Origin of the sequence: Aestuariimicrobium sp. Y1814 (genome assembly GCF_050113895.1) — a bacterium.
Classification (GTDB): Bacteria; Actinomycetota; Actinomycetes; order Propionibacteriales; family Propionibacteriaceae; genus Aestuariimicrobium.
This window is the reverse complement of the sequence record NZ_JBNJRW010000002.1, coordinates 115,008-138,487: the sequence shown is the minus strand read 5'-3', so window position 1 is coordinate 138,487 and position 23,480 is coordinate 115,008. Positions and strand designations below refer to the sequence as shown.

Annotated in this window: 26 protein-coding genes and 1 pseudogene; 16 read left to right on the top strand and 11 right to left on the bottom strand. The window is 68.2% G+C overall.

Going from position 1 to position 23,480, the window contains the following annotated elements:
• Positions 1 to 56: 56 nt before the first annotated feature.
• Positions 57 to 950 carry a GTP-binding protein LepA gene (locus tag ACQE3C_RS02945; RefSeq protein ID WP_434537704.1) on the top strand — a complete coding sequence of 298 codons (894 nt, stop codon included), beginning with the start codon at positions 57 to 59 and terminating at the stop codon, positions 948 to 950.
• 19 nt (positions 951 to 969) lie between these two features.
• On the opposite strand, the gene ACQE3C_RS02940 is transcribed toward ACQE3C_RS02945, so the two are convergent.
• A complete protein-coding gene (locus ACQE3C_RS02940; RefSeq protein WP_434537703.1) occupies positions 970 to 1,911 on the bottom strand; it encodes an NADP-dependent oxidoreductase in 942 nt (313 codons plus the stop codon).
• Between the two features lie 113 nt (positions 1,912 to 2,024).
• Here ACQE3C_RS02940 and trxB point away from each other — a divergent pair, with 113 nt between their 5' ends.
• Genes trxB through ACQE3C_RS02925 form a run of 3 tightly spaced genes read left to right on the top strand, consistent with a single transcriptional unit; the run spans position 2,025 to position 4,070 of the window.
• On the top strand, positions 2,025 to 3,005 hold the full coding sequence (gene trxB / locus ACQE3C_RS02935; protein ID WP_434537702.1) for a thioredoxin-disulfide reductase: 981 nt from the start codon (positions 2,025 to 2,027) through the stop codon (positions 3,003 to 3,005).
• A gap of 41 nt (positions 3,006 to 3,046) precedes the next feature.
• On the top strand, positions 3,047 to 3,370 hold the full coding sequence (gene trxA / locus ACQE3C_RS02930; protein ID WP_434537701.1) for a thioredoxin: 324 nt from the start codon (positions 3,047 to 3,049) through the stop codon (positions 3,368 to 3,370).
• A gap of 4 nt (positions 3,371 to 3,374) precedes the next feature.
• Entirely contained in the window at positions 3,375 to 4,070 is a 696-nt protein-coding gene (locus ACQE3C_RS02925) for a hypothetical protein (RefSeq protein WP_434537700.1), read from the top strand.
• Here the strand turns inward: ACQE3C_RS02925 and ACQE3C_RS02920 are convergent.
• Positions 4,057 to 4,662, bottom strand: coding sequence for a hypothetical protein (locus tag ACQE3C_RS02920; RefSeq protein WP_434537699.1), 606 nt, complete (start codon positions 4,660 to 4,662; stop codon positions 4,057 to 4,059). The genes ACQE3C_RS02925 and ACQE3C_RS02920 overlap by 14 nt on opposite strands.
• Positions 4,663 to 4,746: 84 nt before the next feature.
• On the opposite strand from ACQE3C_RS02920, the gene ACQE3C_RS02915 reads away from it, so the two are divergent.
• Genes ACQE3C_RS02915 through ACQE3C_RS02900 form a run of 4 tightly spaced genes read left to right on the top strand, consistent with a single transcriptional unit; the run spans position 4,747 to position 8,328 of the window.
• Positions 4,747 to 6,117, top strand: a complete 1,371-nt coding sequence (locus ACQE3C_RS02915) for a PLP-dependent aminotransferase family protein (RefSeq protein ID WP_434537937.1) — start codon at positions 4,747 to 4,749, stop codon at positions 6,115 to 6,117.
• A gap of 36 nt (positions 6,118 to 6,153) precedes the next feature.
• On the top strand, positions 6,154 to 7,137 hold the full coding sequence (locus ACQE3C_RS02910) for a D-alanine--D-alanine ligase family protein (RefSeq protein WP_434537698.1): 984 nt from the start codon (positions 6,154 to 6,156) through the stop codon (positions 7,135 to 7,137).
• On the top strand, positions 7,134 to 7,868 hold the full coding sequence (locus ACQE3C_RS02905) for an SURF1 family protein (RefSeq protein ID WP_434537697.1): 735 nt from the start codon (positions 7,134 to 7,136) through the stop codon (positions 7,866 to 7,868). The genes ACQE3C_RS02910 and ACQE3C_RS02905 overlap by 4 nt, the downstream gene beginning before the upstream one ends.
• Before the next feature lie 25 nt (positions 7,869 to 7,893).
• Positions 7,894 to 8,328 (top strand): DUF3817 domain-containing protein, encoded by a 435-nt coding sequence (locus ACQE3C_RS02900; protein ID WP_434537696.1) that lies wholly within the window; start codon positions 7,894 to 7,896, stop codon positions 8,326 to 8,328.
• Positions 8,329 to 8,370: 42 nt separating this feature from the next.
• Here the strand turns inward: ACQE3C_RS02900 and ACQE3C_RS02895 are convergent, their stop codons facing one another.
• The 8 genes and pseudogenes from ACQE3C_RS02895 to rpmH form a co-directional block, all read right to left on the bottom strand.
• Positions 8,371 to 9,294, bottom strand: a complete 924-nt coding sequence (locus ACQE3C_RS02895) for a ParB/RepB/Spo0J family partition protein (RefSeq protein WP_434537695.1) — start codon at positions 9,292 to 9,294, stop codon at positions 8,371 to 8,373.
• The gene (locus tag ACQE3C_RS02890) at positions 9,294 to 10,259 is read right to left on the bottom strand and encodes a ParA family protein (protein WP_434537694.1); all 966 of its coding nucleotides are present in this window, start codon (positions 10,257 to 10,259) and stop codon (positions 9,294 to 9,296) included. Before ACQE3C_RS02890 ends, ACQE3C_RS02895 begins: the two co-directional genes overlap by 1 nt.
• A gap of 115 nt (positions 10,260 to 10,374) precedes the next feature.
• Positions 10,375 to 11,001: a 16S rRNA (guanine(527)-N(7))-methyltransferase RsmG gene (rsmG, locus tag ACQE3C_RS02885; protein ID WP_434537936.1), complete on the bottom strand. Its 627-nt coding sequence runs from the start codon at positions 10,999 to 11,001 to the stop codon at positions 10,375 to 10,377.
• 74 nt (positions 11,002 to 11,075) lie between these two features.
• Positions 11,076 to 11,642: a protein jag gene (locus tag ACQE3C_RS02880; protein WP_434537693.1), complete on the bottom strand. Its 567-nt coding sequence runs from the start codon at positions 11,640 to 11,642 to the stop codon at positions 11,076 to 11,078.
• 96 nt (positions 11,643 to 11,738) lie between these two features.
• Positions 11,739 to 12,809, bottom strand: a complete 1,071-nt coding sequence (gene yidC, locus ACQE3C_RS02875; protein ID WP_434537935.1) for a membrane protein insertase YidC — start codon at positions 12,807 to 12,809, stop codon at positions 11,739 to 11,741.
• Between the two features lie 91 nt (positions 12,810 to 12,900).
• Positions 12,901 to 13,150 (bottom strand): annotated as a pseudogene (gene yidD / locus ACQE3C_RS02870) (membrane protein insertion efficiency factor YidD); the annotation flags it as partial.
• 11 nt (positions 13,151 to 13,161) lie between these two features.
• Positions 13,162 to 13,554 carry a ribonuclease P protein component gene (gene rnpA / locus ACQE3C_RS02865; protein WP_434537692.1) on the bottom strand — a complete coding sequence of 131 codons (393 nt, stop codon included), beginning with the start codon at positions 13,552 to 13,554 and terminating at the stop codon, positions 13,162 to 13,164.
• A gap of 10 nt (positions 13,555 to 13,564) precedes the next feature.
• The gene (gene rpmH / locus ACQE3C_RS02860; RefSeq protein WP_434537691.1) at positions 13,565 to 13,702 is read right to left on the bottom strand and encodes a 50S ribosomal protein L34; all 138 of its coding nucleotides are present in this window, start codon (positions 13,700 to 13,702) and stop codon (positions 13,565 to 13,567) included.
• A gap of 434 nt (positions 13,703 to 14,136) precedes the next feature.
• Here rpmH and dnaA point away from each other — a divergent pair, with 434 nt between their 5' ends.
• From dnaA to ACQE3C_RS02820, 8 genes are all read left to right on the top strand, one after another.
• The gene (dnaA, locus tag ACQE3C_RS02855) at positions 14,137 to 15,591 is read left to right on the top strand and encodes a chromosomal replication initiator protein DnaA (RefSeq protein ID WP_434537690.1); all 1,455 of its coding nucleotides are present in this window, start codon (positions 14,137 to 14,139) and stop codon (positions 15,589 to 15,591) included.
• A gap of 464 nt (positions 15,592 to 16,055) precedes the next feature.
• Positions 16,056 to 17,216, top strand: a complete 1,161-nt coding sequence (gene dnaN, locus ACQE3C_RS02850) for a DNA polymerase III subunit beta (RefSeq protein WP_434537689.1) — start codon at positions 16,056 to 16,058, stop codon at positions 17,214 to 17,216.
• A 34-nt stretch (positions 17,217 to 17,250) separates the two neighbouring features.
• The gene (gnd, locus tag ACQE3C_RS02845) at positions 17,251 to 18,180 is read left to right on the top strand and encodes a phosphogluconate dehydrogenase (NAD(+)-dependent, decarboxylating) (protein WP_434537934.1); all 930 of its coding nucleotides are present in this window, start codon (positions 17,251 to 17,253) and stop codon (positions 18,178 to 18,180) included.
• A gap of 51 nt (positions 18,181 to 18,231) precedes the next feature.
• Positions 18,232 to 19,443 carry a DNA replication/repair protein RecF gene (recF, locus tag ACQE3C_RS02840; RefSeq protein ID WP_434537688.1) on the top strand — a complete coding sequence of 404 codons (1,212 nt, stop codon included), beginning with the start codon at positions 18,232 to 18,234 and terminating at the stop codon, positions 19,441 to 19,443.
• Positions 19,444 to 19,478: 35 nt separating this feature from the next.
• Positions 19,479 to 20,090 carry a DUF721 domain-containing protein gene (locus ACQE3C_RS02835; protein WP_434537687.1) on the top strand — a complete coding sequence of 204 codons (612 nt, stop codon included), beginning with the start codon at positions 19,479 to 19,481 and terminating at the stop codon, positions 20,088 to 20,090.
• Between the two features lie 6 nt (positions 20,091 to 20,096).
• Complete coding sequence (locus ACQE3C_RS02830; protein ID WP_434537686.1) at positions 20,097 to 21,545, top strand: hypothetical protein; 1,449 nt, start codon at positions 20,097 to 20,099, stop codon at positions 21,543 to 21,545.
• Positions 21,545 to 22,117, top strand: a complete 573-nt coding sequence (locus tag ACQE3C_RS02825; protein WP_434537685.1) for a hypothetical protein — start codon at positions 21,545 to 21,547, stop codon at positions 22,115 to 22,117. The genes ACQE3C_RS02830 and ACQE3C_RS02825 overlap by 1 nt, the downstream gene beginning before the upstream one ends.
• A complete protein-coding gene (locus ACQE3C_RS02820; protein ID WP_434537684.1) occupies positions 22,114 to 22,629 on the top strand; it encodes a hypothetical protein in 516 nt (171 codons plus the stop codon). Before ACQE3C_RS02825 ends, ACQE3C_RS02820 begins: the two co-directional genes overlap by 4 nt.
• A gap of 19 nt (positions 22,630 to 22,648) precedes the next feature.
• Here ACQE3C_RS02820 and ACQE3C_RS02815 read toward each other — a convergent pair whose 3' ends face one another.
• On the bottom strand, positions 22,649 to 23,347 hold the full coding sequence (locus ACQE3C_RS02815) for a hypothetical protein (protein WP_434537683.1): 699 nt from the start codon (positions 23,345 to 23,347) through the stop codon (positions 22,649 to 22,651).
• Between the last annotated feature and the right edge of the window lie 133 nt (positions 23,348 to 23,480).

The following is a 23,480-nucleotide window of genomic DNA, read 5'->3' as shown; positions in this document are numbered from 1 at the left end:
TCCACGCCTTGGCTTCAGGGCCTGACACGCTTGGGAGCCCCGCCTAGGATCAAGGTGTGGCCAAGTTGATAACTGACCAGTCGCTGATGGACTTCGTCCTGAAGCTCGGGGATGAACACCCGCCGATCCAGATGTCCTCGGTCGACCGGCAGATCAACAACGCCGAGCTGGTCAAGGAGCGCTTCGCCGGCACCATCGACTACCTGGCCCGGGTCGAGCTCGAGGTCGACCGCAATGTGCTGGAACTGCTGACGATCCTGCCGCAGGCCTCCGAGGTCGACACGATCTTCTACCAGGACGTCTGGTCCGACCAGGAGATGGCCCACGGCTACATCCTCGACCAGCTGCAGACCGACCTGGGCATGCCATCGGCCGAACCCTTCCAGACGATCCCGGTGCGGATGAAACTGCTCGGTGCGCTGGCCCACTGGGAACCGATCCACGACATCTCCCGGATGCTCTACTACCTCACCGGTGCCTCCACCGAACGCCAGGCGGTGCTGGCCTACTCGAGCCTGACCAAGGAACTCGACCAGATGGGCGAGCGGGCGATCAGCGAGACGATCATCCAGCCGATCAAGCGCCAGGAACCCGGCCACTTCGCCTTCTACCGCATGTCGGCCGAAAAGATGGTGCAGGACGAGGTCCTCAAGCCCTGGCAGGTCTACGTCACCCGGCTGCTGCGCAGCCAGTCCTTCACCATGGTCGGGGTCGACTACGTCAACGCCTACAAGGCCCACTTCGGTGGAGTGCTGACCGAGCTGGGCATGGCCGAGGAACTCGAGATCTACGCCAAGGAGATCGGGCGCCTCGAGGCGAAGCTGCTGTGGGCCAACCGCAACGGCATGGAGTTCCCGCCCTACTTCCTCAAGGCACTGCGCGAGTCGATCGAGCTGTACCAGTCCCAGGGCAACTTCGATCGTCCGAACCCGCACCAGTGGGTCTTCTGAGGCCGCGGCCCAGCAGGCCTCAACGCAGGTCGAGGACGATCTTGCCCCGCGTGTGACCGGTCTCGAGCCGACGGTGCGCCTCGGCGACCTGGTCGAGCGGCAACACCTGGGAGACCTCCAGCGAGACCCGGCCGTCGGCGACCAGGCCCGCCAGCTGGGCCATCTCGTCGGGCATCGGGTGGATCGCGGGAATGTGCACCTCGATGCCCCGCTCAACTGCCGGTGAGGTGTCGGCCAGGGTCGGCAGCACGACGATGCGTCCGCCCTCGACCAGCTGGTCCAGGCTCTCGACGAAGGTGTTGAAGTACACCGAGTCGATCACCACGTCGACCAGCGGGACGACCTCGCGGAAGTCGGTGGTGGTGTAGTCGACCGCGGTCGCGCCCAGGTCGCGCAGCCGGTCCTGGTTCGCGGTCGAGGCGGTGGCCCAGACCTCGGCACCGGCGTCGCGGCACAACTGGACGACCAGCTGGCCCACTCCCCCGGCCCCGCCGTGGACCAGCACCTTCTCACCGGCCTGCACCTTGGCCTGCTCATGCACCGCCACCCAGGCGGTGGAACCGGCCAGCGCCAACCCGGCCAAGGTCGTCACCTCGACACCGGCCGGGGCGACCGACAGGCTGCCCTCGGGGAAGATGACGTACTCGGAATAGCACCCGGGCACCAGTCGACCGAACGGCAGCACCCCGAAGACCTGGTCAGCGACCCCGACCCGGGTGACCCCCTCGCCCAGCGTCTCGACGATGCCCGCCGCCTCCCGGCCCAGCACCAGCGGGAAGTCATCGGCGGTGACGCCCTTGACCGCACCGGAGGAACCGTCGCGCATCTTGTAGTCGATGGGGTTGGTCCCGGCCGCCTGCACCCGGACGAGCACCTCACCGGGGCCCGGCTGCGGTACCTCCACTTCACGCACCTGCAACTCGTCCGCCGTCCCGAACCGGTCAATCTGTACCTGTCGCATGCCCCCAGTCTTGCGCACGCTGCCGCGGAATCTTCCGTCCGGGCCGGACGTTCCCACCCAGTGAACCCGCCGACTAGACTCGGCGATGCCCAATCCACTGCGAAAGTCAGGTCATGTCCGACGACATCCGCGACGTCATCATCATCGGTTCCGGCCCCGCCGGCTACACCGCTGCCATCTACACTGCCCGGGCCATGCTCAAGCCGCTGGTCTTCGAGGGTGCGCTCGACGCGGGTGGTGCCCTGATGAACACCACCGAGGTCGAGAACTTCCCCGGCTTCTCCGAGGGCATCATGGGCCCCGAGCTGATGGACCAGATGCGCAGCCAGGCCCTGCGTTTCGGCGCTGAAATCATCACCGATGACGTCACCGAGGTCGAGCTGACCGGTGACATCAAGGTGGTCACCGACTCCGACGGGGTGCAGCACCGCGCCCACGCGGTCATCCTGGCCACCGGTTCGGGCTACCGCCGCCTCGGCCTGCCCGACGAGGACCGACTGTCTGGCCGCGGGGTGTCGTGGTGCGCCACCTGTGACGGGTTCTTCTTCCGCGACAAGAACGTGGCCGTGGTCGGCGGTGGCGACTCCGCCGCCGAGGAGGCGACCTTCCTGACCCGGTTCGCGAAGAACCTGACCATGATCCACCGTCGCGACGAGCTGCGCGCCTCGAAGATCATGGCCGACCGGGTCGCCCAGGACGAGAAGATCGACATGGCCTGGAATTCCCAGATCGTCGGCCTCGAGGGTGACACCAAGCTGGAGGGCATCCGCGTCCAGGACACCGTCACCGGTGAGGAACGCGTGATCGACGCCGACGGCCTGTTCGTGGCCATCGGCCACGAGCCGCGCAGCGAGCTGTTCGTCGGTCAGGTCGACCTCGACGACGCCGGTTACGTGCTGGTCGAGCACCCCAGCACCCGGACGAACCTCTCGGGTGTCTTCGCCTGTGGTGACCTGGTCGACCACACCTACCGGCAGGCCATCACCGCGGCCGGCAACGGCTGCCAGGCCGCGCTGGACGCCGAACGCTTCCTGGCCACCCTGGCCGACGCCGCCCCCGCGGTCGACGCGGTCTCCGAGCCTGCCCTGGCCTGAACACCGCCCCACTAGACTCCATCCCCGTGGAAAGGACACCCATGTCGAACGTTGTTGAGGTCACCGACGCCACCTTTGACGAGGTCGTGCTGCAGTCGTCCAAGCCGGTGCTGGTCGACTACTGGGCCGACTGGTGCTCTCCGTGCAAGCAGATCGCCCCGATCATCGAGGAGCTCGCCAACCAGCACGGTGACAAGGTGACCTTCGCGAAGATGGACACCAACGCCAACACCGAGGTGCCCGCCGCGCGCGGCATCATGAGCCTGCCCACCCTGCAGGTCTACGTGAACGGCGAGGTCGTCACCCAACTCACCGGCGCCAAGTCGAAGGCTGCCCTGACCAAGGCCCTGGCCGAATACCTCTGAGCCCATGGCCAAGCGCGGCTACGACGATCCCACCCCGGACGAGGACGCCCCGGCCGACCAGGACGGCAGCGGCTGGCAGCACGTCTCCAGCCCCGCGTCCTCGGACTCGGCCGACAAGGTCGAGCCCAGCGACGGCCTGGTGCGTGAGCGCCGCCGTCGCCGGGGCCCCTCGCGTGCCGCCGAGCCGGTGCCCAGCCGCACACGGCTGCTGGTCATCGCCGGCATCGTGTCGCTGCTGCTGGTGGCCACCGCGGCCGGGGTCGGGTGGATCTATGCCCGCTCCCAACCGGCGGCGGTGACCACCCAGACCCAGGTGGCGACCCGTCCGCCCTTCGAGCTGGTGCTGCCGCTGGAGATCGGGGAGTACTCCCGCGACGCCAACCAGGGCAACTCCCCCAATGTCGGCAGTGACGGCAAGACCACCATCTCGGCCACCTACGCCCGCGGCGGGCAGCCGGCCTTCGTGCTGCTGCTGGGTCGTCCTTATGACGACAACCGCGAGTTCATGCGCGACCTGAACATGAACGCGGTCAGTGAGGTCGAGGACGGGCTGTGCGGCATCTCGGGTGACAACCAGAACAACGGCTGTGCGCTGATCCGCGACAACACCGGCATTCTGGTGCTGTCGACCGTGGACATGTCCCGCGCAGACCTGATGGCGCTCACCAAGCAGGCCGCCACCCAACTCACCGGCGAGTAGTCAGCACGCGCCCGGCACCCTCGGGGGCCGCCGGGTCGGGCCGCGCCCGCAACCCGCCCAACCGTCGGGCCGCCCACCGCCACGGTTCCTGCCAGACCAGGGTCGCCGTCAGGTCCAGTCGCATCCGGCGGGCCCCGCCGGGCAACCATTCCATGTCTGGCGAGGGGTGGAACCCGACATGCTGAAGCCACGTGGCCGAGGGTGCCTGGCAGGACGAATGCCCCCGCGACCCGGCCGCCTCGATCGCCTGCACCCGCCCGACCAGCTTGCCCGCCAGGCCGGTGACCGCTGCCCGCGAAGAGGTGTTGACGGCCACCAGGATCGCGACGTCCGGGGCTGGTTGCCCCGGCAGCACCAGCGGGTGGTGCGGGGGCAGCAGTTCCGGCAGGCCGACCAGCGCATAGGCCGGCGTGCCGCTCGGGCCGGCGAACTCGACGCCCACCATCGCCCAGCGGTCCTGGGCCGCGCGCGCCCACTCCAGGTCGTCGGCGGGGCTGAAGCCGCAGTCGGCGCACCTGGGCAGTGCGGGCAGGTCGGCGGGGCTCAGCAGATGCGCCCGCGGCAAGCCCAGCACGACCCCTCCCCACCTCATGCTCCTGGTGGCCATCCTATGGAGTTCGCCCCCATGCGGCAGTATTGGACCGTGAACCAGTCCGAGACGCCGTCCCCCGACCAGATGCCAGCGACTCCCGAGCCGACGGCAGCAGCAGCCACCACGGCCGACGCCGCCGCCATCGCACGGGCCACCGGGCAGCGTTTCGACACCCGCCTCGACCACTACGTCGACCACTACGCCGCTCGGGCCAATGCCTTGACCGCCTCGGCGGTGCGCTCACTGTTCTCGGTCGCCGCCCGGCCCGAGATCGTCTCGCTGGCCGGCGGCATGCCCAACATCGTCGACCTGCCCCTCGACGTGGTTGCCCGCTCACTCGACTCGGTCGTGATGAACAGCGGCGCCATGGCGATGCAGTACGGTTCGGGGCAGGGTGAGCCGTTCATGCGCGAGCACATCTGTGAGGTGATGGAGCTCGAGGGCATCTCCTCCCACCCCGACGACATCGTGGTGACCGTGGGCTCCCAACAGGCGCTCGACCTGGTCACCCGCATCTTCTGCGACCCCGACGACGTGATCATCGCCGAGGCGCCGAGCTATGTCGGGGCCCTGGGCACCTTCGCCAGCTACCAGACCCGCGTCGTCCATGTCGCGATGGACGACGAGGGCCTCGACCCGGTCGCCCTGCGCGAGGCGGTCACCGCGGTGCGCGCCTCAGGCCGCAAGGCCAAGTTCCTCTACACCATTCCCAACTTCAACAACCCCTCGGGCATCACCCAAAGCCTGGCGCGCCGCCGTGAACTGGTCGAGACCTGCCGTGAGCTCGACCTGCTCATCGTCGAGGACAACCCCTACGGCCTGCTCACCCTCGACGGTGACCCAATGCCGGCCATGCGCGCCATGGACGCCGACCGGGTGATCTACCTGGGTTCGTTCTCCAAGACCTTCGCCCCGGGCTTCCGGGTCGGCTGGGTGCTGGCCCCGCACGCCGTCCGCGAGAAATTGCTGCTCGCCCAGGAGTCGGCCGTGCTGTCGCCGCCGGTGTTCAGCCAGTACGCCATCTCGGCCTACCTCGAACAGCACGACTGGCAGGCCCAGATCGTGACCTTCCGCGACATGTACCGCGAACGCCGCGACGCCATGCTCGCCGCGCTCGAGGAGTTCATGCCCGAGGGCACCAGCTGGACGAGGCCGGGCGGCGGGTTCTTCGTCTGGCTGACCCTGCCCGAGGGGCTGGACTCGCAGTCGATGCTGCCGCGCGGCATCAGCGGACGAGTGGCCTTCGTGCCCGGCACCGCCTTCTACGCCGACGGCTTCGGCACCCGGCACCTGCGCCTGTCGTACTGCTACCCCACGCCGGCGAACATCCGCGAGGGCGTGCGGCGACTCGCCTCGGTCATGCGCCAGGAGCTCGACCTGCGCGCCACCTTCGGCCTGCACGAGACCGCCCGGCTCCATCGCGACCGTGGCGTCCCGGCCTCGGACGTGTTCTGAGGGGTCACTAGAGTGGAGCCAGCGAAAGGAGCGCCGATGTCCGACCAGCCAACCGCCCAGGGGGTGCCGGCCGGGCAGGGCCTGCCACCGGTGATCGTGCTCTCCGGGGGCCTGTCCCACGAGCGTGACGTCTCGATCCGCTCCGGTCGCCGGGTGGCGACCGCACTGCAGGAGTTCGGCCACCACGTCATCGAGGCCGACGCCAACCAGAACATGATCCCGCTGCTGACCGAGCACCCCGGTTCGGTGGTGCTGTCGATGCTGCACGGCGGCATCGGTGAGAACGGCGCCCTGCGGGAGGTGCTGCAGCTGCTCGGCACCCGTTTCGTGGGTGCCTCGGGCACGGCCGCCCGGCTGACCTTCGACAAGTCCATCGCCACCCCGCTGGTGGCCGCCCGTGGCATCGCCACCCCGCGGCAGGCCGTCCTGCCCGCCGAGATCTTCCGGGAACTGGGTGCCCAGGGACTGGTGGAGGCCGTGGCGACGTCCATGGGCTTCCCGGTGATGGTCAAGCCCACCCGCAGCGGGTCGGCGCTCGGCTGCACCAAGGTCGACCGCCCTGAAGACCTGCCCGCCGCGATGGTCTCGGCCTACGCCTACGGTGAGGACGCGGTGATCGAGGAGTTCATCGAGGGCATCGAGGTGGCAGTGGCCGTCGTCGATTTCGGGGACGAGGCCCGGGTGCTGCCGGCAGTGGAGATCCGCCCCGAGTCGGGGGTCTACGACTACACCGCCCGCTACACCGCCGGGGCCACCCGCTTCGTCACCCCCGCCGAAGTACCGGACGAGGTCGCCGAGGCGGCAGCCGAGCTGGCCCTGGCCGCGCACCGGGCGCTCCACCTGTCCGGGATCACCCGGATGGACATCATCATTCGCGAGGGTGAGCCGGTGTTCATCGAGGGCAACGTGGCTCCGGGCATGACCGAGACGTCCCTGGTGCCGCTGGCCATGGAGGCCGCGGGGCTCGACTTGGGTGAGGTGCTGAGCGAACTCGTGGTGCGCACCGCTCGAACGGCATGACCCGGCTCAAGCAGGCGGGCATCATGGCCCTCGGGCTCGTGGTGGCGGTCCTGATGGTCGTGCTCGGGCTGTGGCAGGCGAACACCGCCCGCACCCACGGCCAGGCCGCCACCCAGGAGCGCGCCGCGATGCCGGCAGTGGCGCTGCCCGACGGCGCCACCGGCGATGCCGTCACTGAACTCTACGGACGCCAGGTCAGCGTCACCGGTGAATACCTGCCGGAGCTGCAGTACTACGTCGGTAACAAGCCGCCGCTGCGGATCGTGACGGCCTTCCGGACGCAGTCGGGGCAGGTGGTCCCCATCGTCCGCGGGCAGGTGGGTGACGGCCAGACCCCCGCCGATGCGCCGATCGGGCTGGTGCAGCAGACAGGCTTGCTGCTGCCCTCGGAGAAGGATTTCCACGGCCAGCTGGGTGACGACCTGCCCGAGCCGGTGATCCCCACGGTGAAGCTCGAGCGGCTGGCCCAGGAGTGGCCGACTCCCCTGCTGAACGGGTTCATCTCCTTGTCAGAAGCCGATTCGCAGGCCCAGTCGATGCAGGTGGCCACGGTGGTGCTGCCTGAGGGTGAGGGCAGCGAGCGCAACGCCGGCTACGCCCTGCAGTGGTGGGTCTTCGCCGCCTTCGCGCTGGTGATGTGCGGGGTGTGGGCCCGCCAGCTGGGTCGCAACGCCAAGCGCCAGGCCGCCCGCGCCGCTGCGCTCAAGGCCCGCAGCCAGTCCGAGTCCTGAAGGGGCGCTACCTATACTGGTACGCGTGACTGATGCAGGACAGCCCCGTACCGACAACCCCACGACCGAGGTCGACCCTCTCGACGAGTTCGGCGACGTGGCCGATGACCAGGTGCTGGTGGAGGACATTGCGTCCATCAAGGGGGCCCTGCTGCGCTACCGCGTGATGGCCTACGTCGTCGGCGTGCTGCTGGTGGTGCTGGTACTCATCGGCATGCCCCTGAAGTACATCTGGAACGACGGCCGGGTGGTCACCTGGACCGGTGTCCCCCATGGCTGGCTCTACATGATCTTGATCATCACCGCATTTGATCTTGGTCGGCGGGTCAAATGGTCATGGACCCGACTGGTGGGCATCGCCCTGGCCGGCACGGTCCCCTTCCTGTCCTTCGTGGCCGAGCACTTCGCCACCAAGAACGTGCGCCAGACCATTGCCGAAGTGGAAGAGCGCGGCATATAACCATATGTCGACAAATAGCTCTAGCGCTTTACGGTCTTATTGCTAGAGCGATGGATCGATGATCCGCAGCACGCGGCCGAGGTCCTCCTGGTCGCCGAACTCGATGACGATGCGTCCCTTGTTGCGCCCCATCGACACCTTCACCTTGGTGTCGAAGTGGTCGGTGAGCTCCTCCTGCACCTGCAGGGCCCGCTCCGAGGGCGGGCGCGGGGTGCGCCGGCGCCGCTCAGGGCGCTCACTGCCGTGCAGCGCCACCAGCTCCTCGGTACTGCGCACCGACAGCCCCTCGGCCACGATCCGCTGGGCCAGCCGTTCTTGCTCAAGGGCGTCCGGCAGCCCCAGCAACGCCCTGGCATGACCGGCTGACAGCACCCCGGCGGCCACACGCCGCTGCACAGGGGCCGGCAGCCTCATCAGCCGCAGGGTGTTGGAGATCTGCGGTCGTGACCGCTTGATCCTGGTCGACAGCTCCTCCTGGGTGCAGCCGAAGTCGTCGAGCAGCTGCTGGTAGGCCGCAGCCTCTTCCAGTGGGTTCAGTTGGGCGCGGTGCAGGTTTTCCAGCAGCGCGTCACGCAGCATGTCGGTGTCGTCGGTGCCACGCACGATCGCGGGAATCTCGGTGAGTCCCGCCTGGGTGGCCGCTCGCAGGCGCCGCTCCCCCATGATCAACTCGTAGGACTCCCCTGCCGGGCGGACCACGATGGGTTGCAGCAGTCCGACTTCCTTGATGGAGTCGGAGAGCTCGTCCAGGGCCTCCTGGTCGAAAACCTGCCGCGGCTGGCGCGAGTTGGGGTTGATCAGCGTGATCGGCAGTTCCAGGTACCGTGAGCCGTCCTCGAGCGCACGCGTGGGCTGTTGCGCGGGCTCAGTCTTGACCGCCCCGCTCGCGGTGTCCGCGGGTTCGGAGGCTTCCGTGGGGCGGAACAGCTCGCCGAGTCCGCGCCCGAGTGCATTCTGCTTTGCCATTATCGCTCCCCTGCGTCTCTGGTGGCCATTTCCTTCGCGGCCTCCCGATAGGCCACTGCCCCGGCGGACCGGGCGTCGTAACTCAACACGGTGGACCCATAACTGGGTGCCTCCGACACCCGAACCGATCGCGGGATGACCGTGTCGAGTGTTTCCCGCGCAAAGTGCTGCCTCACCTGGTCGGCGACCTCACGGGACAGGTTGTTGCGCTTGTCATACATGGTCAGCAGCACGGTGCCGAGCTTCAGTGAGTTGTTCAGCTCGCCCTTGACCATGCCGATGGTGCGCATCAACTGGGTGACGCCCTCGAGTGCGTAGTACTCACACTGGATCGGGACCAAAATGTCGGTGGCGGCCACGAGTGCGTTCAACGTGAGCAGCCCCAGTGACGGGGGGCAGTCGAAGAAGATGTAGTCGACGTCGTGTTGGCGGATGTAGCGCTGAATGGCCTTGTCGAGGCGACGTTCACGCCCCATCATCGACACAAGTTCCAGCTCGGCCGCGGCGAGGTCGATGGTCGCCGGCACCACCCACAGGTCACCTGGTTCGGGGGAGGGGACCGCCACATCGTGGATGGAGGCCCCTTCCAGCAGCACCTCGTAGGTGCCCTCCGTGCCCTGTTCATGGTCAACACCCAGCGCGGTGGACGCATTGCCCTGCGGGTCGACATCGACGACCAGGACCTTCAAGCCACCCAGGGCCAGGGCACCGGCCAGGTTCACCGCACTGGTGGTCTTCCCGACGCCGCCCTTCTGGTTGGCCACCACGATGATTCTGGTGGTCAGCGGCCGGGGGAGCGTGAGGGGCAGTGGCTCCGTTTCACGTGAAACATCATCGGTCGACTCGTCCGTCTGGTCGGTCGGGCCGGGGAGGTCCTCGCTGGTGTCGTAGAACGCACGCCGTGGGCGCTGTACCGGATCCGGGGCCGTTTCACGTGAAACATCGGGCTCAACTGTCTTCGCCATCAGACTCCTCACCAGTCAGGGGACGCCGTACATGCTAGCTGCATCCAGGGACAGAAACGCCCGGGCACTCGGGGTGCCCAGGCGAAACTCACCACGGTGTCAGTCGGACCCAGGATCAGAATGCGCGACGTACCACGATCGCCTGGGTGGCTTCGGCCTCCTGGTCGGCCCGGATGCTGACCACCTCGGCGACCAGCTTGTGCCGGCGCAACTCCTGAGCCGCAGCCGCCACCTCCTCGGGGGCGCTGGCGCCCTTGAGGGCCACCAGCCGGCCGTGGGGGAGGAAGTGCGGGGTGGTCCACTTGAGCAGCTTCTGCAGTGGCGCCACCGCCCGGCAGGTCACCACATCGGCGGTCACCTTCTGCTCTTCGGCACGGCCCCTGACCACCGACACCCTGGGGGAGAGGCCGAGCTCGTCGACCGCGAGCTCCAGGAAGGTGGCCCGGCGCAGCAACGACTCGACCAGGACGACCTCCAGATCGGGGCGCAGGATGGCCAGGACCAGCCCCGGCAGTCCAGCGCCGGACCCCACGTCAATGACCCGGGAGCCCTGGGGCACCAGGCCGTCCAGGGCCGCGCAGTTAAGGATGTGCCGGGACCAGATGCGCTCGGGCTCCCGGGGCCCCAGCAGGCCCCACTTGACTCCACGACTAGTCAATATATCGACATATCGTTCTATCGTTTCAGATTGATCCCCGTACACTCGGCGCGCAATGTCGCGCGCCGCCGCTTCCGCGCCCACGTCCTTGTTGGCCGAAGCAGCGGAGCCGCCACCAACCACGGTTGGGGACGGCTCCGAGCTGTGGTGCTGATCGTTCACGGCTGGATGACCACGCGACGATTGGGCTCCACGCCCTCGGACTCCGACACCAGGCCGGCCGAAGCCACGATGTCGTGCACGATCTTGCGCTCGAACGGGTTCATCGGCGCCAGGCGGGCCGGGGCACCGGTCTGCTTGACCTCCGCGATGGCATCCTGGGCCAGCGCGGCCAGCTCCACCCGGCGGCGCTCGCGGTGCCCGGCGATGTCGAGCATCAGGCGCGAGCGGTGGTCGGTCTCGGTCATCACGACCAGGCGAGCGAGCTCCTGCAGGGCATCGAGCACCTCACCGTTCTTGCCGACCAGCTGGTCGCCCTCGGTGACGATCGAGACGTGTGCCCGGCCGCCCTCGACGTAGGTGTCGATATCACCATCCAGGTCGGCGATGTCGAGCAGTTCCTCGAGGTAGTCGGCCGCGATGTCGCCCTCGGTCTCGAGGCGGCTCGCCGGACGCTCGTCGCCCGACGACTCCTCGGCGGCGGCCGTTTCCTCGACAGGGGCGCTCACCGCAGGCTCCAGCTCTGCAGTCTCGTCCTGGGGGTTCGCGATGGTGTTGTCAGTCATTGTTCTGCTCCTGGGTGCCGCGTCGCGCACGCCGTGGCGCGTCCTGCGGGCTGTTGGTCGGGGGAGTGGGTCGTGTGGGGGAATGCGAGTGCGCGGCTACTTCTTCTTGCGCGCCGCACGGGTCTGACGTGCCGGCTGCTGCCGAGTGACCACCTGCTTGGCGCCCGAGGCGTCGGTCTTGACCACGCTGCGGGTGCTGCCCTGGCGCACCACGGTGACCTTGGTCTCACCGTCGGCAGTGGTGGTGGTGCCGGCCGGGGTCGACTTGGCCTTGCCCCGCAGCTTCTCGCGGCGGCGACGCTCGATCTCGTCGGGGTCCTTGCCCTTGGCCCGCATGCGCTCCTGCCAGTCGACGTGCGCCGGGGTGCCGGGGGTGGGGTTGTTGTGGATCAGCAGGTACTGCTGGCCCAGGGTCCACAGGTTGGTGGTGAACCAGTACAGCAGCACGCCGATCGGGATGAAAGCACCGCCCACGGCGTACATCACCGGGAACATGTAGAGCATCATCTTCTGCTGCTGCGCCATGGGGCCGGTGAGTGCCTCCGGGGGCATGTTCTTGCGCATCAGCTGCAGCTGGGTGATGAACAGCACCGCGGTCATGCCGATGATCAGCAGGATCGCCATCACGGCGGTCGGGCCGAAGCCGTCGGTCAGTGGCCAGGCTCGTCCGGACAGCTCGGCGCCCAGGAAGGTGGCGTTCTGCAGCGAGTGCAGCAGTTCGGGATTGTCCCGGAAGAAGGCGCCGCGCGGCACACCGCGGGAGGCTCCCTCGAGCACCCGGAACAGGGCCAGGAAGATCGGCATCTGCAGCAGGATCGGCAGACAGCTCGACAGGGGGTTCACGCCCTCCTCGGCCATCAGCTTCTGGGTTTCCATGCCGAGCTTTTCGCGGTCGCCGGCGTACTTCTCCTGCAGGGCCCGCAGCTTGGGTTGGACCAGCTGCATGTTGCGCGAGGCGTTGATCTGCTTGACGAACAGCGGGATCAGCAGGGTCCTGATCGCGATCACCAGAGTGATGATCGTCAGCACCCAGGTGACACCCGAGTCATAACCGAAGACCGGGGTCCACAGTGCGTGGAAGACGTACAGCAGACCGGACAGGGCCCAGTAGAGCGGCTGGATCATGGAGGACAACAGCCCCATGAAACTGCTCCAGAGGGACTCCATGGCGATGATGTTCACTGCTCACCTCGTGGTTGGTGATCGGTCCCGGCGAGGTGCTCGTCCGGGTTTGAATGGGGGTGTGAGTGGCGCTGCTCCTCGGCCCACTCGCGGGCGGCCGGCGTACCCGGCACCGGGTCGTAGCCACCGCGTGACCAGGGGTTGCACCGCAGGATGCGCCAGATCGTCCGGGCGCCACCGCGGAATGCCCCGTGGACCCGCAGGGCCTCCAGGCCGTAGGCCGAACAACTCGGGTAGTACTTGCAGACATCGCCGTACAGCGGCGAGATCACGGCCCGCCAGACCTTGACGAAGCCGATCATCAGCCAGGTCAGCGGACGAAACTTGCCGTTGACCATCAGCCCAGCCTCCCCAGCACGACGCGCACGGCCGAGTGCAGGTCAGACTCCAGGCTTTCGGGCTGGTCGGCCGCCGCTGGCAGGGCGCGCACCACCATGTGGACATCCTGTGGAAAGCCGGGCAGCAACGGGGCCACCAGGTGACGCAGGCGGCGCTTCACCCGGTTGCGGGTGACGGCATTGCCGACGGCCCGGGACACAACAAAGCCCACCCGGGGACCTGCCGTGGGAGACACGGCATCCTGAGACCTCGGGGGGCTGGGGGTCATCGACTGGGCTGTTCCGGCAAGTCGTGCGTGCACGACGAGTGTCGGACGTGCTGCCCGCACGCCACGGCGGGTGGTGGCCCGGAAGTCGGCCGCCGACCGCAACCGCGCCCGCGCGGGCAGCATCGTTGGCCGGTCAGGCCGACAGTTCCGCGCGTCCCTTGCGCCGACGGGCGGCCAGGATGGCGCGGCCGGCGCGGGTGCGCATGCGGGTGCGGAAGCCATGGGTGCGGCTGCGACGCCGGTTGCTGGGCTGGTACGTGCGCTTGGTCACGGCAATATCTCCGTCTGTACTCGTCAAAGGTGGGCGCCGATGAAGGCGCGGGGGAGCGGACACCGACAAACGGTGACTTGCCAACAATACGTAATGATGCCCGGTCCTGCCAAACCGCCCCGGCCCCGGCGACGGATCGCAGACGAATTACACCCATGTAGTCCAATCGACACGCCGTGAACCCTGAGATTTTCCCCACGAAGGTTTGCTGTTGACCATGGTGTGCGACTAGCGTCGCGGGAATCATCAGCACGATCTGGGACCCGTCCTGCACGTCGTGTCGAAGCAGTGCCCGTTGGGTTGTCCACAGCCAGTGTTCTTGGGGACACATCTGTGGAAAACTGGCTGTTCTCGACTCATCGGCCGGGTCCCGGACCGGGCCGCAGGCATCGACACGCGGACGGCCACGACGGCGCCGCCGGGAGGATCAGCACATGGGACAGCCCGCTTCAGGGGAGGCCACGCCGGCCGTTGAGGGTCCCGGGCACCAGGCAGTTTCCCTCGAGCAGGCATGGGCCAAGATCCTCCGCGAGGCCGACAACCCGACCCGCGCCTGGCTGGGCAGCACCAAGCCGCTGACCGTGGTCGACTCGACCGTCATGGTGGCCGTGCCGAACGAGTTCACCCGCGAACGCATCGAGTCGCGGCTGCGCACGAACCTGGAGGAGTCACTCTCCGACGTCTTCAACAAGTCGATGCGCCTGGCCATCACGATCGAGCCCGACCTCGAACTGAACCTGCAGGTACCCGATCGTCCCGACCCCGACGACCTTGCCGACGACGACCAGGCCGACGAACCCCCCGCTCGCCTGGTCGATGCGGGTGCCGCGGTGCAGGTCAATGAGAACGACGCCAGCCGGCTGAACCCGAAGTACACCTTCGACACCTTCGTGATCGGCCCGTCGAACCGGTTCGCGCACGCCGCGGCCGTCGCGGTGGCCGAGGCACCCGGCAAGTCGTACAACCCGCTGATGATCTACGGCGACTCGGGGCTGGGCAAGACGCACCTGCTGCATGCCCTGGGCCACTACGTGCGCAACTTCTACAGCCGGCTGCGGGTGAAGTACGTCAGCACCGAGGAACTCACCAATGAGTTCATCAACGCCATCTCCGAGAACCGCACCTCGGCGTTCCGGCGCACCTACCGCGACGTCGACGTGCTGTTGATCGACGACATCCAGTTCCTGGAGTCGAAGATCCAGACCCAGGAGGAGTTCTTCCACACGTTCAACACCCTGCACAACGCGCAGAAGCAGATCGTGATGACCTCCGACCGCCCACCCAAGGCCCTGGAGGCCCTGGAACCGCGGCTGCGCAGCCGCTTCGAGTGGGGCCTGATCACCGACATCCAGCCGCCGGACCTCGAAACTCGCATCGCGATCCTGAAGAAGAAGGCGGCCGCCGACGACCTGAGCACCTCACCGGAGGTCTTGGAGTTCATCGCCAGCCGCATCCAGACCAACATCCGCGAGCTGGAGGGCGCCCTGATCCGCGTGACCGCCTTCGCCTCGCTGAACCGCAAGCCGGTCGACCTGGAAGCCGCCGAGCAGGTGCTGAAGGACCTGATTCCCCAGGGCGGTGACGCCCCGGTCGATTCCGGCCTGATCATCAGGACCACCGCCGAATACTTCGGCATCAGCGTCGACGACCTGACCGGCACCTCACGCACCCACGTACTGGTGACTGCCCGCCAGATCGCGATGTACCTGTGCCGCGAGCTCACTGAACTGTCGCTGCCCAAGATCGGCCAGCAGTTCGGTGGCAAGGACCACACCACCGTCATGCACGCCGAACGCAAGATCAAGGGATTGATGAGTGAGCGGCGCAGCGTCTTCAACCAGGTCACCGAGCTGACCAACCGCATCAAGCAGGAGTCCCAGCAGCACTGAACCGCACCCATCGCTCCACCCGGACTGCCCCGCGCCACCACGGCGCGGGGCAGTCCTGCGTCCGGACGAGGGAGTTGGCCTGTGGACCGGTCGGCCCGGGCCTGTCGGCAGGCTTGGGGACGGGCTGTGGACAACCCGGGACCGTCGGACGATCCGCCGAACCGTCCACAGCCGGGCCCGGTTCGTCCCCACCCGGTGCACAGCTGGTGTGGATCTCGTTTCATGTGTAGCGACAAGGGGAGATGGTGGTTCTCCACAGAGTCCACAGCAGTGATGACCATGACTGGAACACAGATGTCATTCACTTGTCCAAGTACCCGCGCCCCCCAATTGGGGACGGGCGAATCACAAGAACCCTCGAGTCGGAGTGAAGGACGCCGCCGGGGGCAGGCCCGGAGGGCCTGCAGGGATGGCTATGATGCCCTTGCGAACCATTACACAGTCTCAGCAGAGGGGAACCCCGCGTGAAGATTCGCCTCGACCGCGACGTCATGGCTGAAGCGGTGGCCTGGGCGGCCCGCAGCCTGCCGACCCGGCCCTCGTTGCCGATCCTGGCAGGGTTGCTGATCAAGGCCAGTGGCAGCGGTGTCACCATGTCGGCCTTCGACTACGAGACCTCTGCCGAGATCGAGGTGCCCGCCACCGTCGTCGACGAGGGTGAAGCCCTGGTCTCCGGCAAGCTCCTGGCCGACATCGCCCGCTCGCTGCCCAACAAGCCGGTGGAACTGACCAGCGACGAGTCCAAGGCAGAACTCGTCTGTGGCTCGGCCCGGTTCACCCTGCAGACGCTGCCGGTCAACGAATACCCGAACCTGCCCGAGATGCCGGCCGCGACCGGTGCCGTGGTCTCCAGCGAGTTCGCCCAGGCCGTGGCCCAGGTGGTCGTGGCGGCCGGGCGCGACGAACTGCTGCCGGTCTTCACCGGCGTGCGCCTCGAGATCGAGGGCGACAAGCTCTCGCTGCTGGCCACCGACCGCTACCGGATGGCGCTGAAGGAACTGACCTGGAACCCCGCCAACTCGCAGGCCTCCGGTGCTGCGCTGGTGCCGGCCAAGGTGCTCAACGAGACCGCCAAGTCGATGACCTCGGGTGAGACCATCACCATGAGCCTGTCGTCGGGCTCCATGGGAGACGGCCTGATCGGCTTCGAGGGGGATGGCGCCGGTGGCACCCGCCAGATCACCACCCGCCTACTCGACGGTGAGTTCCCGAAGGTTCGTCACCTGATGAACATCACGCCGAAGCTGTCGGTGCGCGCCAACACCGCCGAGATCATCGCGGCCGTCAAGCGCGTGGCCCTGGTGGCCGAACGCAACACCCCGCTGCGGATGGTCATCAACTCGGGCGACATCGCCCTGGAGGCCGCCACCGGTGACCAGGCCCAGGCCTCGGAGGCCATTGAGGCCAGTGTCGAGAACCACGAGGGTGGGGAACCGGCCATCACCGCGGCCGGGTTCAACCCGCACTACCTCTCCGATGCGCTCTCGGCGGTCGACGCGCCCTTCGTCCACTTCTCGTTCACCGCGCCCGGCAAGCCCTGCCTGGTGACCGGCCTGGACAGCATCGACGGCGAACCGCGGGCCGACTACCGCCACGTGATCATGTTGATGCGTCTGCCGAACTGACCGTCGGAGTTCTATCGTTGAGGCGTCCGCAGCCCTGGGCTGTGGGCGCCTCACTCATTCGTCCACGGAAGGACGCGCCATGGAACTCGGTCTGATCGGTCTCGGCAAGATGGGCGGCAACATGCGCCAACGGCTGCGGGACAAGGGGCTCACCGTCGTCGGCTATGACCGCAACCAGGAGATCAGTGACGCCACCTCGAGCCAGGACATGGTCGACCAGTTGACCCAGTCGCCGCGCGTGGTGTGGGTGATGGTGCCCGAAGCGGCCGTCGACTCGGTGGTCGCCGAACTCAAGCAGCAGCTGTCACCCGGCGACATCGTCATCGACGGCGGCAACTCGAAGTGGACCAATGACCCGCGCCATGCGGCCGACCTGGCCGAGGCCGGCATCAAGTTCCTCGACTGCGGGGTCTCCGGTGGCGTGTGGGGCCTCGAGCTGGGTTACGCGCTGATGGTCGGTGGCGACGCGGACGACGTGGCCACCTGCCAGCCGATCTTCGATGCGCTGAAGCCCGAGAGCACCTACGGCTTCGTCCATGCCGGCGGCCACGGGGCCGGGCACTACTCGAAGATGGTGCACAACGGCATCGAGTACGCGGTCATGCAGGCCTACGCCGAGGGCTGGGAGCTGCTGGAGGCAGCCGATGAGATCGTGGCCGACGTGCCGCAGATCTTCACCTCCTGGAAGGAGGGCACCGTGATCCGCTCCTGGCTGCTCGACCTGCTGGTCAACGCGCTCGAGAAGGACCCCGACCTGAGCGCCATCAAGGGCTACGCCGACGATTCCGGTGAGGGCCGCTGGACGGTGCAGTCGGCGATCGACCTGGCCGTGCCGGTACCGGCGATCTCGGCTGCCCTGTTCGCCCGGTTCGTCTCGCGCCAGGAGGACTCGCCGGCGATGAAGATGATCGCGGCGATGCGCAACGAGTTCGGTGGGCACGCCGTACTGCCCGAGGACGCCTGAGCCGACTGCCGGGGCGCCGCTGTTGTCGGGGTGGTCGGCTACGGTAGCCCCGTGTATGTCGAGCACCTCAGCCTGGTGGACTTCCGCAGCTATCGCAGCGCGGAAGTCCCCCTGCAGGCCGGGGTGAACCTGTTCATCGGCCAGAACGGCCAGGGCAAGACGAACCTGGTCGAGGCGGTGGAATACCTCTCGACGTTGTCCTCGCACCGGGTCAGCAGCGATGGGCCGCTGGTGCGCCAGGGGACCGAGCAGGCGATTGCCCGGGCGCGGGTGCGGGCCAGTCGGGACGACGGCCGCGTGCTGCTGCTCGAGCTCGAGATCAACCCGGGCCGCACCAACCGCGCCCGGATCAACAAGAACCCCCAGCCCCGCACCCGTGACCTGCTCGGGGTGCTGCGCACGATCACGTTCTCACCGGAGGACCTGGCCATCATCAAGGGCGACCCCGCCGACCGGCGCCGGTTCATCGACACCGTGGTGGTCACCCGCTGGCCCAGGATGGCCGGGGTCAAGGCCGACTACGACCGCATCCTCAAACAGCGCAACATGCTGCTGAAGCAGTTGGCCCAGCAGGGCCCCCGCGGGCAGGACGAGGACGCCCTGTTCACCCTCGAGGTGTTCACCGAACAGCTCAGCCAGGTCGGCGCCGAGCTGCTGGCCGCCCGCCTCGACACCCTGAGCGACCTGATGCCGCACACCACCGCGGCCTATGCCGAGATTGCCCCGGTCAACAACAGCGTCCACGCGAGCTACCGCACCGGCATCGACCTGGCGCCCGGGACCGAGAGTGAACCGGTCGGGCGTGACGAGCTGGCCCGACGGCTGGCCCTCGCGATGACCGAGCGCCGCCGCGACGAACTGGCCCGGGGGGTCAGCCTGGTCGGCCCGCACCGCGACGAGATCGTCCTGTCGATCGGTGAGCTGCCGGCCAAGGGCTACGCCAGCCACGGGGAGTGCTGGTCGTTGGGGCTCTCGCTGAAGCTGGGCGCCTTCCAGCTGGTGCGCGATGACGGGGTCGAGCCCGTGCTCATCCTCGACGACGTGTTTGCCGAGCTGGATTCCACCCGCCGGGAGCGGCTGGCCGGTGCCATCGAGGGGGCCGAGCAGGTGCTGGTCACCGCGGCCGTGGGCGCCGACGTGCCCGAGCGGCTGGTCGGCAGGCGGTTCCGGGTCGCAGCGGGTGAGGTCGAGTTGTCCACAGAAACTGTGGACAGCCTGGGGACAACCCTGCCCGCGCACAGTGGCGGGGGGAGCGCTCAATGAACCCACCACCAGCAGGTTCAGGCGAACACGAGCCTGTGGACAACCGTGATCCGGTCGCTGACGACGCCGATTCCGAGGCGGCCGCCGAGCAGGCCGCGCTCGATCAGGAGTTGCTGGCCGGGCACGACCCCACCGGACTCGACCTGGCCACCGCCGTGGCCCAACAGGTCCGCAGCAGCGGTGGGCCGGTCGTGCTGCCACCCCCACGCGGGGTGCGCACCGGCCCGGCCCAGCGCCGCGCCACCACCCGCCGCGCCGGGGTCACGTTCTCGTCCGCGCGCCCGGACGACCGCGACCCGCAATCGGTGCAGTCGGTCCTCGGTGAGCTGATCCGCCGCCGCGACTGGACGACCCAGCTGAACGTGCGCACCCTGCTGGTGCAGTGGGCCGAACTGGTCGGGCCCACCAACGCGGCGCATTCCCACCCCGAGGGCTTCCAGGACGGCGTGCTGACCATCCGTGCCGAGTCGACCACCTGGGCCACCTCGTTGCGCTCCTTGGCCCCCAACCTGGTCGCCGAACTCAACCGCCAGCTCGGCGACGGCTCAGTGAGCCGCGTCGTCGTCCTCGGCCCCCAGGCCCCCACCTGGAAGCACGGCATCCGCAGTGTCCGCGACGGCCGAGGACCCCGGGACACCTATGGTTGAGCCATCATGAAGGAACTGCGCATCTGGTGGGACCACGTGTGGACCATGGGCCACGATGCGGTGACCCTGTGGTGGCGGGTGCTGCCCAAGGTCGTCGGCGTCACCATGGTCGGCTACGTGCTCAGCCAGGTCTGCATGGTGGTCGCCGCCAAGCAGACCGCTGACCACCCCTGGGTCGCCCTGGTGCTGCTGGCCCTGGGGCTCATCTTCACCCTCAGCGCGGTGATCATCAGCCTGCAGATCATGGGCCGTGACCTCGGCATCCACCAGGAGCTGCCCCCACGTGAGGACGGCGAGGAGCGCGAGCAGTCGCTGAGCCGCTCGGTCGCGGTCACCCTGTTGCCGTTCTTGGGCATCTATGCCGCCTTCGACTACATCCAGGACATCGCCAGCCTGCTGATTGCCTACGAGATCATCCTCAACGGCCTGTTCAGCGGCGGCATCCTGCAGAGCATCCAACCCGACACCGCCGAGGAGACCCGGCGGATGATCATCATCATCGTCGGGGCCTACATCGTGCGCCGCCTGGTCGACCTGCTGCACGAGAAGACCGGCTTCCGCCCGCTCGGCCTGGTGGCCGCGATGATCGAGGCCTTCTTCCTGTTGCTGCTGGTCTTCCTCGGCCAGTCGCTGTTGTCGCAGTGGCTGTGGCGGTTGCGGACGACCAGGCTGGCGGCCTGGTGGGCCGAGACCTGGGAGGGGTTCACCGGGGCGCTGGGACGCGTCCACGCGGTGTTGCCCGCGCTGGCCGACTGGGTGGTCGGGTTCTTCACCTGGCTGTGGCCGGTGTTCACCCACGCCTTCGTCCAGCCTGTGATGTGGCTGGCCGTCGCCGCACTGGTCTTCGGTTCCCACGTGCTGAGCTTCGCCGAGATGTGGCGCAAGGGTGAGCCGCTGACCGCGCATCTGGACGCCGAGTCCGAGCTGGTCATCGACAAGCGCGGCCGGCGCCGGGCGAACGCCGGCACCACGGGGCGCGCGGTGATCGTCGAGGTGCAGGAGGCCTTGTTCGGCGACCTGAACGACAAGTACCTGCCGACCTTCCAGTCGCTGCGGCTGGTGCTGCGCGGCGGGGCACTGTTCCTGGGTGCCTACGTGTTCATCTACTCCCTGTTCAGCGTGGTCTCCCGGGGCTTCAAGGACACCGTGCTCGAGGTCTTCGGTGGCCGGGCAGCCACCTTCTGGGTGGCCTGGGACGACCTGATCACCGGTCTGACCCAGCCCTTCGGGGAGACGCTGCGCCTGGCCCTGCTGGCGGTGGCCTTCCGGCGTGTGCTGACCCACTTCCGCACCTCCGCCGACCCGTCGGCGGTGCGCCCCGAGCACCGCGCGCCGCTGATCGAGGCCCAGCAGGCGGCCACCGCGGCCGGGGTGCCGCTCGACCAGATCCCGCAGGGCCAGCCCCCGGCCCAGCCCCAGGGAGTCGGCGCCTGGCCGGGAACAGGGGGCCGCTGATGCGCCCCAGCTTCCCCACGGTCGTCCTGCTGGTCGTCTCGATGGTCGCCGCCGGCCTGCTGGGCCAGTTCCGCGATTCGGCCATGGACGACTTCCAGAAGCACGGCGAACTCGGCCGGGTCACCGAGATGGACGCCGGCCAGACCATCCAGCCCCTGGAGCAGAGCTTCGGCCAGTTCGCGGTGAGCCCCAGCGGCAGCAACTCGCTGCAGTCACCGGTGCGACTAGTCAGCCTGCGCTTCGAGTTCACCACCCCCGGTCGCAAGGACCTGCACGGGGTGCGCTGCTTCCTGAGGTTGTCGGGCGACACCATCGCCGAAGCCCTCGAGGACGATGCCCTGCGCTTCCCGGCACCGGGGTTCCGCAGCACCGGGACGGTGCTGTTCGAGGTGACCCGCGAGAACCTGGTCGGCGCCAAGGTGGCCTGCGTGCCCACCGGGGTGATCGTCTACCGCGAACCGGAGCTGCTGATGGACCTGGGTGTCACCTCCCGCAACATCGAATCGATCTGGACCAACTCCGCCTTCAAGCGCGTGAACTGGAGCGAGTCGAGCGAGGAGGCGCTGCCATGAGCCGGGCGAGTCGTCCATGGATCGGGTTCGCGCTGGCGGTGCTGTTGGTGTTGGTCTGGGGCATCGGCTGGGGGCTGTTCACCCACGTGCGCACCCAGGCCTATGTCGGCGGCAGCGTCCCGGCGGGGCAGCCCTGGACCGACCCGCTGACCGGCACCACCTACACCGTCGTCGAGACCGAGACCCACAAGCGCATCCAGCGCACCGAGTCGACCGCCGAGGTGGCCCCGGACGGGGCGATCTTCCTGCTGGTGCACATGACCCGCGTGAACGTGACCGAGGAATCGGTCTGCTACCTCGACCTGATCGGGCCCGAACGGATGCGCTGGACCGCTGAGGTGTTCGGCCTGCCCGAGTCCTACGGGCGCTGCTCGTACGAGGAGGCCTCCACCGACTACTGGATGACCTACGTGGTGCCCGAGCGGCTGGTGGACGAGGTACTGGGTGTGACGATCCACTTCACCACCTGGAACCACAACCCGGCCATGGAACTGCCGCCGCCCGGCAACTGACGGCAGCCGCGGACCCCGCTCAGCGTTCGGGGACGACGCTGACCGGCAGCGTCATCAGTGCGCCACCGCGGACGACCACCCACTGCTTCTCGCCGGCGGCCACGAACCCGCGTTCGACGTACTGCTGGTTGAACACCAGCAGTTGCACCGTGGCGGTGGGGGCGGAGTTGGCGGGCAGGGTGGCCTGGATGTAGCAGGGGGTGGGTTCGACGCCGGGGGACAGCTCGAACCGGTTGGTGGCCGCCGAATTGTTGGCCCCGAAGGCGACATACAACTCACGGGAACCGCTGATGGTCTGCCCGTCGACCCGCACCGCCAGGCCGTCGCGCACACTGCTGGTCTGCACGCGGGTGGCGGATTCCACTGCCAGTCGGCAGCGGGCCTCAATGATGATGCGGGGGTCGCGGTACTCAGAACCGGGCTCGAACAGTGCCCGTTCCAGGGTCAGCTCGACCGGCCCGGCGACCACGGGGGTGCGCCAGTCCACCGGCTTCACGGTCGCCTCGGGCTTGAACCCGCCGACCAGCCAGGCCAGGCCGACCAGCAGCGCCAGCGCCACGACCAGGGCGAGCACCTTGAGGCGCAGGGGGAGGCGGTCGTGCCAGGTGGGCGGGTCCCAGTCAGTGTCCAGCGGGCCATGGTCGATCCAGACCTGTCCCGCGGCAGGACCCGGGAGGGGGCCCACCCCGGGCTGCTGGGGCGCGAACTGGTCACTCACACCGGCATCCTAACCAGCAACGGTGGCGCCACCGGGCAGCTCAAACCAGGATTTTCGCCGCTGACCGATCCGGACCCCGTGCCAGTGGCATCCCACCGGGATGCCCATTGCGGGCCGTGGCGGGCCGAAATTC